Genomic DNA, 16,995 nt, shown 5'->3' on the forward strand with positions numbered 1-16,995 from the left:
AAATAATATACATCCATGAAAGCTGTTTTATCTATATTTGCACCGGCACTTTACCATGCAACTTTGTTTGCGGTTCCCTTCCGGCCCGGCCGCGAAGGGATTAAAAAGGAACCGTGTGCAAATCACGGGCTGACGCGCAACTGTAAGTAACCTTCGGAAAAGTGATGGCCACGCTACTGTCCATTGTCTGCCTGCCGGCGGATGAGAAGGACGGCCACCACCGTTACAAGCCAGGATACTTGCCACAAACAAATTGGATGTATGCTTTCGCGGAACAAAGCAATACACGGAATGACTATCAACTCCCCATTGCCTCCCGCGGTATTTTCCTTACCATCAAAACCTTGCACGTATGCAAACCAACGTACTGGGCTACCCGCGTATTGGTAGTCAACGGGAACTGAAAAAAGCCTGCGAAGCCTACTGGGCGGGCAAAATGTCGCTGGAGAAGCTCCAGCTCACCGCCCGGCAATTGCGCCGACAGCACTGGGAAACCCTCCAACAGGCCGGCATAGACCTGATCCCTTCCAACGATTTTTCACTGTATGACCAGGTGCTGGACATGTGCCTGATGACCGGTGCGGTACCGGCCCGTTTCCAGCCCCTGCTGGACAAGCTGGTAAGCGCCAGCAGCCCGGAGCTGTACTTTGCCATGGCCCGCGGCTACCAGAAGAACGGGCTGGACATCACCGCCATGGAAATGACCAAATGGTTTGACACCAACTATCATTACCTGGTGCCGGAATTCAATGCCGGTCAGCAATTCCGCGTGCTTTCCACCAAATGCGTGGATGAGTTCAAAGAGGCGCTGGCCCTGGGCATTACTACCAAGCCCGTGCTATTGGGACCGGTAAGCTTCCTGCTGCTGGGCAAAAGCAAGGATACCGGCCTGCATACCAGCCAGTTGCTGGAGCAGCTACTGCCGGTATATATACAGTTATTGCAAAGCCTGCAGCAGGCCGGCGCCACCTGGGTACAACTGGACGAGCCCTGCCTGGTGCTGGACCTGACTGCCGGGCAGCAGGCCCTTTACCGGTACGCCTATACGCAGATCGGCAAGGCCCTGCCCTCCCTGCAGCTCATGCTGGCCACCTATTTCGGCCCGCTGCAGGAAAACACGGAACTGGCGCTGCAACTGCCGGTGCAGGCCCTGCATATAGACCTGGTGCGGGCGCCGGAACAACTGGACGCCATATTACAGGGCATCCCGGACGGCATGCTGCTCTCCCTGGGCATTGTGAACGGGCGCAATATCTGGAAAAATGATTATGAAAGATCCCTGCAACTGATCCGCCAGGCGGCCGCGGCCATTGGTGAGGAGCGCCTGCTGCTGGCCAGCTCCTGCTCCCTGCTGCATACGCCGTACGACCTGGACCTGGAAACCGATGAAGCCGTGCTGACGCCGCATATAAAAAGCTGGATGGCCTTTGCCAAACAAAAAGTGCAGGAGCTCGCCGAGCTGCGGCAGATACTGGCCGGCGATAATTCGCTGCTGGAAGCCAACCAGGCATGCCTGTACGAAAAAAGTATCGCCGCCATTGTGCATAAGCCAGCCGTAAAGGCCCGCGTAGAGGCGCTCACGGAAGCGGACGCTACCCGGCAGCATCCCTTCCATATCCGGCAGCAGGCGCAGGAAGCCTTACTACAACTGCCCCTGTTCCCTACTACCACCATCGGCTCCTTCCCGCAAACAGCGGAGATCCGCCAACTGCGCGCCCGCCTGAAAAAAGGGGATATTACCCCCGCCGAATATGAAACAGCGATCCGCGCAGCCATAGCAGACGCCGTAAAATGGCAGGAGGGCCTGGGACTGGATGTGCTGGTGCATGGCGAATTTGAGCGGAACGATATGGTAGAGTATTTCGGCGAGCAACTGGAAGGCTTTGTATTCACGCAGAACGGCTGGGTACAGAGCTATGGCTCCCGCTGCGTGAAACCGCCCGTGATCTATGGCGACGTACAGCGCAGCCAGCCTATGACGGTAGCCTGGAGCAGCTACGCGCAGTCACTCACCCGCAAGCCCATGAAAGGCATGTTGACGGGCCCGGTTACCATCCTGCAATGGTCCTTTGTGCGGGATGATCAGCCCCGTGCGGACACCACCCTGCAGATAGCGCTGGCCATCCGCGATGAGGTGGCGGAGCTGGAAAAAGCGGGCATACAGGTGATACAGGTGGACGAGCCGGCCATCCGCGAAGGATTGCCGCTGCGCAAGGCCCGGTGGAAGGCGTACCTGGACTGGGCGGTGCGCGCCTTCCGCGTATCCGTTTCCTGTGTGAAGGACGAAACACAGGTGCATACGCATATGTGCTACTCCGAGTTCAACGATATTATAGACAGCATTGCCGCAATGGACGCAGATGTGATCACTATTGAAACTTCCCGCTCGCAAATGGAGCTGCTGGAAGCCTTTGCCGCTTTCCGCTATCCCAACGAGATAGGGCCGGGCGTATATGATATTCATTCCCCGCGGGTGCCGACCATTACTGAAATGACGGAGCTGCTGGAAAAAGCGGCGCAGTTGCTGCCGGCCCGCAACATCTGGGTGAACCCCGACTGCGGCCTGAAGACGCGCAAATGGCCGGAAACAGAACAAGCGCTCCGCAACATGGTGGCAGCGGCGCAGGAGATGCGGGCCAATGTGCTGGCAGAGTAGTAAATTGCGCTATGGCCTGCCATGAAACCGTCACCTGTCCGCGCTGCAAAAGCGCTTTTGAATGCCGCGTAGGCACTATCCTCCGCTGCCAGTGCCAGGCAGTGCCGCTCACAGCGGAGGAGCGCCAGTACATTAGCGAACAGTACAGCGGCTGCCTGTGCGCGGACTGCCTGCAGGCAGTAAAAAGCAGCTACAAGCAGGAAAAGTTCCGGCAACGGCTGCAGCAGGTATTCACTTTATTCGGAAAGCGATAATAACTTATGTCATACGAAGCACAGATAGCCCGGTCCGTGACGCGGATCTACAAAGCGGTATTTCCCAATACGGTGAATCATTATGATACCATGTTCGGCGGCACTGCCATGCAGTTGATGGACGAGGTGGCCTTTATTACGGCCACGCGCTTCAGCCGCATGCGCATGGTCACCGTATCCAGCGACCGGATAGATTTCAAGAAACCTATTCCGCATGGAACCATTATAGAATTAGTGGGAGAAGTGATGCATGTAGGCACTACCAGCCTGAAGGTACGTGTAACAGTGTATGTGGAACAGATGTATGCAAATCACCGTGAGAAGGCTATTGAGGGCACTTTTGCTTTTGTGGCGATTGACGACCAGAAACGGCCTACGGCGATTGTATTGCCACCTGCTGAAGAATGAACAGTTAATAATGAATAATTAATAATATACGCAACTTGCCGTTTCGATAAAGCACTTGTGTAACGCATATTATTAATTATTCATTATTAATTTTTAATTAAACGATCTCTACCAGTTCGATATCGAATATCAGCTCTTCGCCGGCCAGCGGATGGTTGGCGTCCAGCGTAACGGATTCATTACCTACTGCAGCCACCTTCACCGGGAATACCTGGCCCTGGGCGTTGCTCATCTGCAACTCCATGCCCACTTCCGGTTTCAGGTCAGGCGGAATATTGGCCTTCGGGAACTCCATGATCAGCTCATCGTTCTTCGGGCCATATGCCTGATCCACAGGGATCTGTACCGTTTTCTTGTCCCCTACCTGCATTTCCAGCACACCACTATCAAAGCCTTTGATCACCATACCGGCGCCTACCTGGAACTCCAGCGGGTCCCTTCCTTCGGAGGAATCAAAAGTAGATCCGTTGGTCAAACGGCCGTGATAATGCACGCGTACCGTGTCCCCTGTTTTAACTGTCTGCATAAAAAAAATGTTAATGTGTTAACAGAATATGTCTCCTGCAAAGTAAGGAAAAAAGATCAAGGCGCACAAACCCAGCAATCCGTATTTTTACGGCCATGTACAAGACCATTAAATTGCTGAGCGTGCTGCTGCTGGCCTTCCGGTTGGTACAGGCACAGGCTCCGGTAATAACCGGGGCAGACAGAACAGCGGAATACCTGCCGTTGCTTAAAAATAAAAGGGTGGCGCTGCTGGTAAACCAGACCGCTGTTATCGGGCAAACACACCTCGTGGATTCACTGCTGCAGTTGGGTGTGCGTATCCAGAAGATATTCAGCCCGGAACATGGATTCCGCGGCAATGCCGATGCCGGTGAAAAAATAGGCAACAGCGTGGATGAGCGCACGGGCCTTCCCATTGTATCGCTCTATGGCAAACACCGCAAAGCCGATGCCGCCGACCTGCGGGATGTGGACGTGCTGGTGTTTGACATACAGGACGTAGGCGCCCGCTTTTATACCTACATTTCCTCCCTGCAGGAACTGATGGAATCTGCCGCGGAAAACAATAAACCACTGATCGTGCTGGACCGTCCCAATCCCAACGGGCATTATGTAGACGGTCCCATACTGGATACAGCTTTCCGCTCCTTTGTAGGCATGCAGCCCATCCCGCTGGTGCATGGCATGACGGTAGGCGAATACGCCCGCCTGCTGAACGGTGAAAAATGGCTAAAAGGCGGCGTGCATTGCAAGCTGACCGTGATCCCCTGCCAGCGTTATACGCACCAGACGTTCTACCATCTCCCGGTAAAGCCATCGCCCAATTTGCCCAACATGGCGTCTATTTACCTGTACCCTTCGCTCTGCCTCTTTGAAGGCACGGCCCTTAGCCTGGGACGTGGTACAGACAAGCCTTTCCAGGTATTTGGCAGCCCGCTTTTCCCGAAAGACCTGTATAGCTTTACGCCACGCAGCACACCCGGGGCGAAGAACCCCGTATTGAAGGACCAGGTATGCTACGGGTACGACCTCTCCGGCCCCGCAGCCTCCGTATTGCGGCAAACCGGCTACCAGTTGCAACTGAAATGGCTGATACAGGCTTATAAAATGTACCCGCAAAAGGATAAGTTCTTTAACGCCTTCTTTAACAAGCTGGCCGGCAACCGCCAACTGATGCAGCAAATAAAGGACGGTAAAAGCGAAAGCGAGATCCGACAGAGCTGGGAGCCGGGGCTGAGCCGCTTCAAGCAGTTGCGTAAAAAATACCTGCTATATCAGTAAGAAGAAGGAAGCAGGAAGGAAGAAATAAGAAGTGTTTCATTTTTAAAGACTGGAAATGACCAATAAGAAAGATCTGCGTATTGTATTCATGGGCACGCCCGATTTTGCCGTAGCCTCGCTGGACATACTGGTGCAGCACGGCTACCCGGTGGCAGGCGTTATCACCGCACCGGACAAACCAGCCGGGCGCGGCCTGCAGCTACAGGAAAGCGCGGTGAAGAAATATGCAGTATCCAAAGGATTGAAGGTATTGCAACCCGAGAAGCTCAAAAACCCGGCTTTCCTGGAAGAACTGAAAGCCCTGCAGGCAGACCTGCAGGTGGTGGTGGCCTTCCGCATGCTGCCGGAGGCGGTGTGGAACATGCCGCCACTGGGCACCATTAATGTGCATGCCTCCCTGCTGCCGGACTACCGTGGCGCCGCACCCATCAACTGGGCCATCATCAACGGTGAAAAAGCCAGCGGGGTCACTACCTTCAAGCTACAGCACGCGATCGATACCGGCCATATCCTTTTCAGCGAACAGGTACCCATCCGGGAAGATGAGACCGCCGGCGAGCTGCACGATGCGCTGATGCAGACCGGGGCGCAGTTGCTTCTGAAAACCGTGGACGCCCTGGCGGCCGGTACTGCTACCGAAAAACCGCAGCCGGAGCCAGACCCCGCCCGGGTAAAACATGCGCCCAAAATATTCAAGGAGGACTGCCGCATTAACTGGGAGCAGCCGATAGACCGTATCTACAACCTGGTAAGAGGGCTCAGCCCCTATCCTACCGCCTGGACCCTGCTGCAGGGTAAGCAGCTTAAAATATTCAGGGCAGTGAAAGAACATGCCACGCCATCCGTAGCACCGGGAGAAGCCATTACCGATCACAAAAGCTGGCTGAAAATAGCCGCGCCGGATGGGTATTTGTCCCTGCAGGAGGTGCAACTGGAAGGGAAGAAAAAGATGGATGTTGAGGCGTTTTTGAGAGGGTACAGGATGGGGTGAAAGGATTTTATGTTATTACCTTTTGTTCAATTTCTATATCCTACAATATGCAGGAATTACCGATGTATCGGTAAGATCCCTGTTGAGATTGATCTATGACATTGTGGTTTTGGTTGGTGGAAATAATGTGGGGAAAAGCTCAGTTCTGAAAGCATATGAATTGGTAATGTCGCAAGGATCGAGTAAGGCCGATTTGAAACTTGAGGATCTTCCAAATAATACAATTGATCCAGATAATTACCCGAAATAGAACTGTATACTATTGTCTACGATAATAGCCCAGGCGATAAATGGATTCAAGTTCTAGCGTCGAAATAACCCTAATTTTATTGCAAATAATCATTTAATTTACCCTAATTTTGTGTATTGTTTTAGGAAAAATAACCCTACATTTGTACAATGTTCCAAAGAAACATTGTAACAGCATTGGAAAAATGGCGTTTACAGCCTAATCGTAAACCCTTAGTTATCAGGGGGGCCCGACAAGTGGGCAAAACAACCCTGGTACAGCAGTTTGCAACCGGGTTCCCACAATATATTTATCTCAATCTTGAGCTGGCAGCCGATCGTCTTCCCTTCGAGCAATTTACCAATATAGATAACCTGTTGCAGGCCTTGTTTTTCCTAAAAAATAAAAGCTATCAACAAAAGCACCACAGCCTGATCTTTATAGATGAGATACAGGAAGTCCCTGAAGCATTGAACATACTCCGGTACTTCTATGAAGAAGCTCCTGAAGTTTTTGTAATTGCAGCCGGAAGCCTGTTGGAAACCATCTTTGATCAAAAGATCAGCTTTCCGGTAGGCAGAGTAGATTACCTGGTAGTACGACCAGCCAGCTTTGCCGAATTCCTTAACGCTGTAGGGGAAACAGCCGCCCTGGAACAGTTGCAGCATACTCCCCTACCCGCTTTTGCACAGCACAAACTGATGCAGTTATTTCATACCTATGCCATCATCGGGGGAATGCCGGAGATTGTACAACATTATGCCACATACCGGGATATTACAGCGCTGGCCCCTATCTATGAATCTCTGATAACAGGCTACCTGGACGATGTGGAAAAATATGCAACAAGTAACAGTCAAGTACAAACTATACGGCATGCAATCAGGGCTTCGTTTGTAGAAGCTGGCAAGCGTATTAAGTTCCATGGCTTCGGCAAGTCTAACTATGGCAGCCGCGAGATGGGCGAAGCCCTGCGTACGCTGGAAAAAGCCTTATTGCTGCATTTGATATATCCTAATACCGGCGCTACGCTTCCGCTATTACCCGATACCCGGAAGTCGCCCCGCCTGCAGGTGCTGGATACTGGCATGCTCAATTATTTCTTAGGTATACAAAAACTGATTATTGGCACCCCTGACCTCAATAACGTATACGGAGGCAATATGGTTGAACACCTCGTCGGACAAGAGTTTTTGGCCACACAATACAATGCATTAAGCGACCTGCATTTTTGGGTCAGGGAAAAAACAAGCTCTTCCGCAGAAGTAGATTACCTGCTACAGTGGGAAGGAAAGCTAATCCCTATAGAAGTGAAAGCTGGCGCGGAAGGCACACTAAGGTCTTTACATCTATTTATGGATACGGCTCCGCATAGCATGGCGGTTCGCCTGTATGCCGGCCCTTTGCACATATCATCGGTACAAACCCTTGAGGGCAAACATTATTTTCTGCTTAATTTGCCCTATTGCCTGGCTACACAGGTACCAACTTATCTGCCCTGGTTTCAGCAACAGATTGAAATAAAAAACCGTATTTAACAACCATCCTAAAAAGTATTTAATAATCCTCCTTTACCACCTCAGCTCCATCCCCTTCTCCAATATCCCCCTGCCATACGCCAGCCTTATCACATCTCCCTTCCGCAACCTCACCTGCCGGTCATCCATCACCAGCTTATTGCCCTTCAACGGCAACAATGCAGCAAATGCGTGGCTGTTACTCCCTTCTTCCGCCAGGGTAACCGTACCAGCCTCCCTGCCATTTACATACACGATGAGGGGTAGGCTTTCGCGGGCCTGCACATCATCATTCACCGGCGCCTGCCAGCGGACAGCCAGCCCGTTCTCCTGCCGGGTAAGGGACAATGGCTGGTTATCGAACCAATTGAGCATGGCCAGGCTCACGTTCCAGGCCGTATTATGGTTCACCCATCCCTCCAGGTGACGGTAGCTGCCGGCCGGGTTGAAAGGATACATTTCCGTGCCGGGCAGGCAGCTCAGCGCGCCGCGCACCAGTTCCAGGCGGGCGCATACATCCTCGTGATACCCCTTGGGAAAACCTTTCTCCACGCCGGTAAAGCCCATTTCCGGGTAGTGGGCTGTAAACACGTTCAGGGGGTTGCGCCCGTACAGGTTATCAAAATGGGCAAAGGCAATCTCCAGCAAACGGTAGCGTTTTGCCGTATCCGTTATTACTGCGGCCGCTTGCAGGGCAGATGCCGGGAAGCCCGCCACATTGCCTACTTCATTATACCAGGGCACGGTCCAGTTGCTGTCCAGGTCATAACGCCGGAAATCCCACATGTTGCCGGAACGGCTGATCACCACGTCCACCCATTCGTTTATTTTCTGCTGCAGCCCGGCTGGCGCGGCATCCGGGTAATGCAACTGGTAGAAAGCGAGCCCCGTCATCAGCATATGTTCGCTCATGCGCTGCCCCTTGGTGACCAGCGGGTCCTGCAGGTCCAGGGAATCTATGATCCACTCCGCCTGCCGGCGGGCCGCCTGCATGAAGGCCTCCGGGTGGGATTGTTGTTCCCGCCTGCATACCTCGTACATCATTAAGTTGGGCAGTATGGAAAAGCCGGGGGCGTAACGCCCTTTGGGACTGCCTATCTCGCGGCGTACCTCCAGCAGGCCGGCTGCTTTCCAGTGAGCCAGGGCAAACTGCAACGCCTGTTCATAGATGCTTTGCGGGAACCATTTTTCCAGCCAGGGATAAGCATACAGGAAGTAGGCAAACTGTGCCAGTGTCTGCGCATGCAGTTCGGGCGGCGGTTTACTGTTGTCGCTGGGGTCGGCGGTAAGGGGGTTTACCAGGTAATACCCGATGCCCCAATGCAGGTCCCACATTAGGTCCGGTATATGCTTTCCCGTTAGTGGAGGTATTTCCGTAAAGTAACGGCGCGCGCTGGCCAGCGCGGTGGAATCATTCGGCGCTTTTACCAGGCGGAAGGCTGGGTCCAGCACCTTGCGCTTCATTGCCGCATAATCAATGGTAGCAGGCAATCGCTCGTACTGCTGTGGATTCGAAAGGTACATCAGCACCAGGGAAGGTATCTCGTAGGAGTAAAATGTGCCGTCACGCCAGGGACAGCCGCCATAGGCAGATGGATGCGTGCCGGTAATGCTGCGGCAGTCGTTCATAAAATCGATGGAAGGCTGCGCGGCCATTCTTTCCAGCACAAACGGGCCTATCTCAAAGGGATACGAGGCGGCACCCGGCAGGCGGCTGCTTTCCACCTGCACAGTATAAGGTCCGGGGTCGGCAGGGCGGAATTCCGTAAAGTCGCCGATGCCGTTCTGCACCATGCCTTCAAATAATTTTTCCGTCCCGTTCTGCCGGGTGATCCGGAAATGCAGGTTTTCCTGTGCGGCAGTCGGTACTGTGAAACGCTTGGGCGCATTGCTGTTATAGCCCCACTGGTTCACGCATACCCAGTGCTTCACGGCTACATACTGTGTATCGGCCGGAGCATAGCTGAATAACAGTACTTTCAGGCCATAAGGCGGGATAGTGACCTGCTGCGATGCGCCAATGCGCACATCGCCGTCCCGCTGCCCCTTGTGGTCCAGCAGCCGCACAATGGTCAACTGCACTTTTTTATCCGGCAATACCTTCTCCAGGTCCAGTTGCACATTGGCCTGCTGTGTTTCATCATCGTTGTTCAGCAGCATTACATACAACTGGCTGGAAGCGGTATCAATAGCGCTCATATAGTCCACCAACGGGTTGCTGACCTGCAGCATGCTGTCCGGCAGGTACAGGCTGGCGCTACGCCCGAATACCTTCCCCGGCGCAAACCCATAGCACAGGTGTGGGCCTACTTTAGGCGTAATGAACCCGGGCGGGAAATTGATCTTTCCGCCGCTGCGCAGCGCTGCTTCGGACAACAGGTAGTCCGTGATCCAGCCTACCTGCCACCAGGCATGATGCGGGTACGGCCCCGCGCCTTTATCCATCACGTTCCAGTAATAGGAGGCTACGCCGGTGGGCTGGTGCACGAAAGCATCGCGCCCCAGGGCGGCGGCGCGGGCCATGTCCAGGTACAGGGAGTCCCCGGTCATGGAAAACAGGCGCACAAACATACCGGCATGGCTGGCCAGCAGGATAGGACCATTAACGGTGGCGGAGCCTAAACTGCCGCCATGCTCAAAACTGAGGCCCGCCTGGCTGATCTCCCAATCCTCCCTAGTTACGCCGTTCACGGTTTTCTTCCGGCGGGAAGGGATGGGATGCGTATAGATGGATGCCGTATAGATACGCGCGGTGGCGATGGCTGCATCCCTGTATCGCTGTTCACCGGTCAGGTCGTACAGCTCCAGCAAAGCCTGCACGCTCTGCCCGGTAGCAAAATCGGCTACAAAGCGCGCATCGCCGCACACACCCAGGAAATAACCGCGATCAGTGGCTTCCTTTACAAACCAGTCAGCGCCCCTGCGCGCGGCCGCCAGGTATTTTTTGTCGCCCAGTATACGGTAGGCCACCAGCAGCCCGTAAAAGGTGGGGCGCAGGTCCTGCAGATCGGTGAACATGGGCCGGGTAGTGTTATGATCATAGGCTACCTCCCAGCGGCCGTCCGCGTGCTGCCATTGCAGCAGTTTGTCCGCTCCCAGCCGCAGCCGCTTCCGCAAGGTCTGGTTACCCGGTTCAAAGAGCAATATATTGCCCATATCCATCATGGTGTAATAGGTTAACGCGACCGGCTCTACGTAGGCGCCCCATTCTTCAGTAAAGCGTTTGCTCTTCCAGAGATAGTACTGCCCGGTAGTGGCCCCCTGGAAAAAGCCCGGCTCCTCCTGCTGCTGCATCAGCTTGAAATTAAGCGCGTAGGGCAGGCGCTGCCGCTCCAGCAGGGTATCGCCGGTGAGGCGGGCCAGCATCCACATAGCGCCATAGTCGGAATTCTTCGTGGCATCCTTGTCCGATCCTACCACGCCGCCCAGGTAGTCCTGCGCGCCTATCTGCAAACCTTTGTGCACTGCCATGCGCCAGCGGGAGGTACTGTCCGCCTTCACATAATGCAGCATCTCCATGATACGGTCCGTCAACGATTGCCGGGTTTGCTTCAGCGCCAGGAAATCGCGGAAGCGGTAAATATCATAGATGGCGTGTTTGTACACGCTGTACCAATCCGCTGCCTGCAGGCTGTAACGGAAAGCGAAGGCGCGCTCCTCACCGGGCTGCATATACGAATCCTGCTGTCCCAGCACGGGGTGGTACGCCACCGGCGTCAGCGCGCCTTTACGGTCCATAAGGGACAGTCCCAACTTCCATTCGCTATGGGTATTATGATCACTTTCCCAGGGATCACGGCCGGTGCCGGGCGCAGGTATTACGGCCAGGGAAATACCGTTGCGGTCCTGTATCAACGGGCACAGGGTGCTGGCTGTACGTTCCCGCAGGATGATGGGACGGTCCGGTATGCCCTGCCCGTAACCGTAGCTGCTCACCAGGTCGTGCTGCAGGCTTTTGGCCTGGAAATAACCGGGTATCATGCCCCAGGCCAGTTGCTGCTCCGGTACAGTGGCCAATGCAGGGGTGGCCAGGGCATAATAGCCAGGCTTCAGGGCTTTGAGCGTCAGCGTCACTGTAATATCCTGCGGATAGCGGGCCTCCAGGCTCCAGCGGGCTGTTAACTGCAGGGTATCATTGCCATAGCGGAATACCACCGCCGTATCGCCGTCCTGCGTAGCGGTTGCCGGGAAAAAATGCAGGGCCTTGCCGGCAGTGTTCATGGCCACCGGTTCCAGGTTCTCATCCCAGCGCTTGATCAGGTACCTGTAAATCGGCTCCGGGAAAGTGGCCGCGCGCTTAGCCACCTGCTGCCGCAGAGGCCGGGAATCCGGCTTACGGGCGCTGTACAGCACCGTATATTCACCGGAAGGCTGCGCCAGCGGTGTATGCCCGTTCCCTGCCACTACAGCGGCCTTTACAATGCGGTAACCGCTTTGCCCCTGCCTCCATTCAACATCCAGGTGCCGGTTATGCAGGGCCGCCTTGTCCTGCGCGCAGAGGTACGCGGGCAGTAACAAGACGGCTATCAGGGTATGGTATGATCGTGTAAGGTTCATTGTTGGTATCATTCGGTTTATTTCCAGTCAGGGTTTTGTTCCAGTTCGGGATTGGCATTGATCTCGCTGAGCGGTATGGGAAAATACCGGTGCCTGGGCTGGGGGTTGCGGGCGGGAAATACATCATTCACCGCCTGCGGTATCACCTGCATAAAAGTGTTGGTGCGCGTAAGGTCGTACCAGCGGTCGCCTTCCGCAAACAGTTCCCAGCTACGCTCCTGCAGCACGGCGGCAATAAAGGCTTCCTTGCTCAGCCCTTCCTCCAGGTTCGGCAGGCCGGCCCGGGTGCGCACCCGGTTAATGAAACCGTAGGCCGCCGCGGTAGGCCCGTTCTGCCTGGCTTCCGCCTCCGCCGCCACCAGGTATACATCCGCCAGCCGTAACAGCGGGATGTTGGTGCTGTGCGCATTGCCGATGGAATTAGGGTCCATATATTTTTTTACCAGTACGCCTTTGGGCGTAATGGGCGTAATGTTAGCCTGGTGCACCGTATTGCCCTGCCGGTCTATATAAAACGTGTCCAGCAGTTGCCGCCTCTTATCCGCCGGATCAAAGGAAGCGAAAAAGTCCGGGTAGGCAAAAATAGAGCCGTAGGAAGAATTTCCATAAGCGGGCCCCTTACTATTGGGCGGGCCGTACAGCGACATGATCTGCGAAGCGCGGGAAGGCACAGCGGATTCCGCTTCAAAAGCCCACATATTCTCCTGCCGGGCCGCATCTTCTCTGGCCGGATCATATACGTCCAGCACATTGTCCATCAACTGGTACCTGCCGCTATTGATCACCGCACTGGCCTTCTCCAGGGCAGTGGTCCAATCTTCATTATACAGGGCCGCCTTGGCATAGATGGCCTGCGCCACTTCCCGGCTGGGACGGCCCTTGGCCCAGGATGCAGAATACTCCGGCAGGGCGGCGATGGCGCTGTCCAGGTCCCGGTATACCTGCTGGTACACTTCCTGCTTCGGGCTCCCCGGCTTGTAAGCATCCTCCAGCACCTTGCTGGGATGCGTTCTCACCACCACGTCACGGAAATTCTTTGTCAGCATCCAGTGGAACCAGGCGCGCAGGAACCAGGCTTCCCCCAGTATCTGTTGCCTGCGCTCCGCATCCATGCTGGTGCCGGGCACTTTTTCCAGCACCCAGTTGGCCCTTTCTATCCCCTTATAACAATTGTCCCAGATATTCACCGGCGACTCCATGGTGCGGTTATAGCTCCTTACCGCCGTATAATCGGCATCATAGCTGAACAGGGTATAGGTATCGCGGCCTACTACCGGCCTGGGATATACCTGGTCTGCACTGAGGTCCGCCACCAGCAATGGGGAGGGACCGCCGTACATATCGGCCAGCGCCGTGTATACGGCGGCAATGGCAGCTTCTGCGTCCTGCTGCGTTTTATAGAAGGTGTCTGTATAAATGGCGGAATAGGGCGTTTCCTCCAGCTTGCAGGACAAAAGCGCTGCTGCCAGCAGGCAGGTGAGGACGCCGTATTTTGATCTGATATTACCTGGCATGGATCAATATTTTTTAGTGATTACTGTAAAGGCTATACGTTTTTAAAAGGATACCTGCATCCCGAACAGGAAAGAACGGGCTATCGGGTATACCAGGTTATCCACCCCTATCAGCGTATTGGAATTGCCGAAGGTGTTCACTTCCGGGTCAAACCCGGTATAGTCCGTGATGGTGAACAGGTTGTTCACGCTGCCGTATACGCGGACAGACGAGATCCATTTCATGGCCGGCAGCGTGTAGCCCAGCGTAATGTTCTTGCAGCGCAGGTAGGACCCGTCTTCCAGGAAACGGTCTGTCAGCGGCAGGCGGCCTCCCTGGAACCCGCTCACATATTCGTTGCTGGGGTTCGTGGGCGACCAGCGGTTTACCAGCGCCTTGTACACATTGCGGCTGCCATAGGGATTCTCGAAAGAGTAGCGTATCAGGTTGTACACCTTGTTGCCCTGCGAACCGGAAAAGAAAGCGCTGAAGTCAAACCGCCCGTAGCTGAGATTAGTGGAAAAACCATAGGTAAAGGAAGGATTGGCATTGCCGATAATGGTCTGGTCATCGGCGGTAATAGCGTTATCCTTGTTCAGGTCCTTTACCTTAACGCCGCCGGTGCGGCTACCACCGGGCAGTATGGTTTCGCCGGTCTGGTAAATGCCGTCGAACACATAGGTTTTGAACAGGCCCAGCGGCTCTCCCACTTTCAGGATCGTATAGTTGTTCACGGTATATTCATTAGTGCTGCTGGTGAGATGCGTTACCTTGTTCCGGTTCACGGTGATATTGCCGGCCACATTCCATCTCAGCTTACCGGTGAGCACCGCCGCATCTGCAGCCACTTCCAGGCCCTTGTTCTCGAGGTTGGCAAAGTTGCCCGTAATGGTATTGTAACCGGAGGAAGTGGGCAGCGCCATTACAAACAGCAGGTCCTTGGTCTTTTTATGATACACATCAGCCGTTATGTTCAACCGGTTATTCCAGAAGCCGGCGTCTATACCCAGGTCTGCCTGGGTAGAGCGTTCCCATTTCAGGTCAGGATTGGGAATACCGGAAGGACTGATGCCATTCACAGGCGCATGGTTAAAATAGTAATTGCCGGTGGCGGTAGCGGTAGCCAGTGACTGGTAAGGATCAATGGCGCCGGCATTACCGGTAACGCCGTAGCTGAAACGCAGCTTCAGGTTGCTCACCGCAGCCAGGCGCTTCATAAACGGTTCTTCAGATACGCGCCAGGCCACGGCTGCTGCCGGGAAAAAGCCGTATTTGTTGTTGGTGCCGAACTTGCTGGCCCCGTCCATGCGGGCAATCAGGTCCAGCAGGTATTTATCGCGGAAGCCGTAGTTGATCCTGCCCATGTAGGAATCCAGCCGGTCCTTGCTGCGCGAGCTTTCTACCGTTCTATCCACTGCCAGTTGCAGGGCTTCGTTCGCGGTGGCATCATTCGGGAAATTGGAAGCCTCGATCTTGTTCCAATTACTATGATTGGTCTGTGTGGCAAATACGCCGGTGAATTTCAGGGAATGATCTGCAAAACGCCGTTCGTAGGTCAGCACGCTTTCATGCAACAGCACCACCGTATTGGAATTGGTTTTGGCCGCTTTACCCCCGCCGGATACCAGGTCGCCGGTATTCATAATGGAACGCGGGGAGTAATAATCCTTTAAACCGGAGGAAATGATGGGATTGAAGTTGGCCCGGTAGGTCAGCCCTTCCAACGGGGTAAACTCCGCGTAAATGTTGCCCAGCGTTCTGCTGGTTTTGTCGCGGTTCAGTATCTGCGCCAGCCCCAGCGGGTTCACCACTTCGCGGTAGCGGCCGTTGAGCTGATCCCCAAAGGGCCATATGCTGCCATCCTCGCGGTAAGGCTGCAAGGTAGGCGGTGCGCCCAATGCAGCGCCTAGTATGCTGGTGGTCACTGCGCCGGCATCAATGCTGCTGGAAGCGGTAGGAATGGTATTGTTGATGATATAGCTGGTATACAGGCTGGTGCCCACCCGCAGCAAGGGGCTGATGCGGTGATCAAAATTGAGGCGGAAAGCATACCGTTTAAAATTGGAGCTGATGATAACGCCCTGCTGGTTAAAATAGTTGGCAGACAACGCGAACTGTGTTTTCTCATTGCCGCCGGATACCCCTACCTGGTGGCTTTGCATGGGCGCATCCCGGAATATCAGCTCCTGCCAGTCCACGCCTTCGCCCAGCGATGCGGGATCATCATACACATTGGTATGATAGGTGTCATTTTCCAGTTGTGCAAATTCCGCGGCATTCATCATCTGCATCTTTTTGGTCACCTGTTGCACGCCATAATACCCATCGTAGGTAACCCGGGTTTTACCGGACCTGCCACGTTTGGTGGTGATCAGCACCACGCCGTTGGCGCCGCGCGCTCCATAAATGGCGGTGGCGGAAGCGTCTTTCAATACCTCCACGGATTCAATATCATTGGGGTTGATAATGGAAAGACTGCTGATGTCGTTAATACCGCCGGAGTTGGAAAGCTGTACGCCGTCCACCACGTACAGCGGCTCGGAGCTACCATTGATGGAGTTGGTGCCGCGTATGCGCATGCTCACGTTACCACCGGGTGCGGCGGAGTTCTGCGTGATCTGCACCCCGGCCACCCTGCCCTGCAGGCCCTGCACCACGTTGGCAATAGGCGTTTGCTTCAGCTCCGCCGGTTTTACGGAAGCGATGGCGCCGGCTACATTGGCTTTCTGCTGCGTGCCGTAGCCCACTACCACCACCTCTCCCAGCGATTTGGGATCGGGTCCCATTGTTACGTTGATTTCCTGCCGCCCGTTTACCGGCACTTCCTGTTCCAGGAAACCGGTAAAGGAAAAGATCAGCACGGCGCCGGGTTGCGGCACCTTTAAGGAGTAAGTACCGTCCGGCCCTGTAACGGCGCCGCTGTTACCGTTCTTCAACCTGACGGTAACGCCCGCCAGCGGCTCTCCCTTTTCAATGGAGACCACTTTCCCTGTTACTGCCTGCTGCTGCGCGAAAAGCGAGAACGGGATAAACAGTATGGCCGGCAGCATCCATACCTTCATGAACAGATCTGATAAATGTTTTTTCATAACCGTGGTAAT

10 protein-coding genes and 1 riboswitch are annotated in these 16,995 nt (G+C 54.6%); of the genes, 6 read left to right on the top strand and 4 right to left on the bottom strand.

The genetic code is table 11. From position 1 onward, the window contains the following. The first annotated feature begins 53 nt into the window (after window positions 1-53). Window positions 54-261, top strand: a riboswitch (cobalamin riboswitch). A 91-nt stretch (window positions 262-352) separates the two neighbouring features. Genes metE through LX66_RS26425 form a run of 3 tightly spaced genes read left to right on the top strand, consistent with a single transcriptional unit; the run spans window position 353 to window position 3,318 of the window. Next, window positions 353-2,656 carry a 5-methyltetrahydropteroyltriglutamate--homocysteine S-methyltransferase gene (gene metE / locus LX66_RS26415; protein ID WP_145719127.1) on the top strand — a complete coding sequence of 768 codons (2,304 nt, stop codon included), beginning with the start codon at window positions 353-355 and terminating at the stop codon, window positions 2,654-2,656. 11 nt (window positions 2,657-2,667) lie between these two features. Continuing rightward, window positions 2,668-2,910 carry a cysteine-rich CWC family protein gene (locus tag LX66_RS26420; RefSeq protein ID WP_145719129.1) on the top strand — a complete coding sequence of 81 codons (243 nt, stop codon included), beginning with the start codon at window positions 2,668-2,670 and terminating at the stop codon, window positions 2,908-2,910. A gap of 6 nt (window positions 2,911-2,916) precedes the next feature. Further along, window positions 2,917-3,318 carry an acyl-CoA thioesterase gene (locus LX66_RS26425; protein WP_145719131.1) on the top strand — a complete coding sequence of 134 codons (402 nt, stop codon included), beginning with the start codon at window positions 2,917-2,919 and terminating at the stop codon, window positions 3,316-3,318. A gap of 97 nt (window positions 3,319-3,415) precedes the next feature. Here LX66_RS26425 and LX66_RS26430 read toward each other — a convergent pair whose 3' ends face one another. Further along, window positions 3,416-3,844, bottom strand: a complete 429-nt coding sequence (locus LX66_RS26430; protein ID WP_145719133.1) for an FKBP-type peptidyl-prolyl cis-trans isomerase — start codon at window positions 3,842-3,844, stop codon at window positions 3,416-3,418. Window positions 3,845-3,939: 95 nt separating this feature from the next. Here LX66_RS26430 and LX66_RS26435 point away from each other — a divergent pair, with 95 nt between their 5' ends. From LX66_RS26435 to LX66_RS26445, 3 genes are all read left to right on the top strand, one after another. Further along, complete coding sequence (locus LX66_RS26435; RefSeq protein ID WP_145719135.1) at window positions 3,940-5,106, top strand: exo-beta-N-acetylmuramidase NamZ family protein; 1,167 nt, start codon at window positions 3,940-3,942, stop codon at window positions 5,104-5,106. Window positions 5,107-5,161: 55 nt separating this feature from the next. Then, window positions 5,162-6,097 (top strand): methionyl-tRNA formyltransferase, encoded by a 936-nt coding sequence (fmt, locus tag LX66_RS26440; RefSeq protein ID WP_244620520.1) that lies wholly within the window; start codon window positions 5,162-5,164, stop codon window positions 6,095-6,097. A 399-nt stretch (window positions 6,098-6,496) separates the two neighbouring features. Continuing rightward, entirely contained in the window at window positions 6,497-7,864 is a 1,368-nt protein-coding gene (locus tag LX66_RS26445; RefSeq protein ID WP_145719137.1) for an ATP-binding protein, read from the top strand. 33 nt (window positions 7,865-7,897) lie between these two features. Here the strand turns inward: LX66_RS26445 and LX66_RS26450 are convergent, their stop codons facing one another. From LX66_RS26450 to LX66_RS26460, 3 genes are read right to left on the bottom strand one after another with little or no spacing between them, the layout of a single operon-like run. Further along, window positions 7,898-12,400 carry a hypothetical protein gene (locus LX66_RS26450; protein WP_145719138.1) on the bottom strand — a complete coding sequence of 1,501 codons (4,503 nt, stop codon included), beginning with the start codon at window positions 12,398-12,400 and terminating at the stop codon, window positions 7,898-7,900. A gap of 17 nt (window positions 12,401-12,417) precedes the next feature. Beyond that, the gene (locus LX66_RS26455; RefSeq protein ID WP_145719140.1) at window positions 12,418-13,914 is read right to left on the bottom strand and encodes a RagB/SusD family nutrient uptake outer membrane protein; all 1,497 of its coding nucleotides are present in this window, start codon (window positions 13,912-13,914) and stop codon (window positions 12,418-12,420) included. 42 nt (window positions 13,915-13,956) lie between these two features. Then, window positions 13,957-16,983 (bottom strand): SusC/RagA family TonB-linked outer membrane protein, encoded by a 3,027-nt coding sequence (locus LX66_RS26460; RefSeq protein WP_145719142.1) that lies wholly within the window; start codon window positions 16,981-16,983, stop codon window positions 13,957-13,959. Window positions 16,984-16,995 lie beyond the last annotated feature (12 nt).

This window comes from Chitinophaga japonensis (assembly GCF_007830125.1).
Classification (GTDB): domain Bacteria; phylum Bacteroidota; class Bacteroidia; order Chitinophagales; family Chitinophagaceae; genus Chitinophaga; species Chitinophaga japonensis.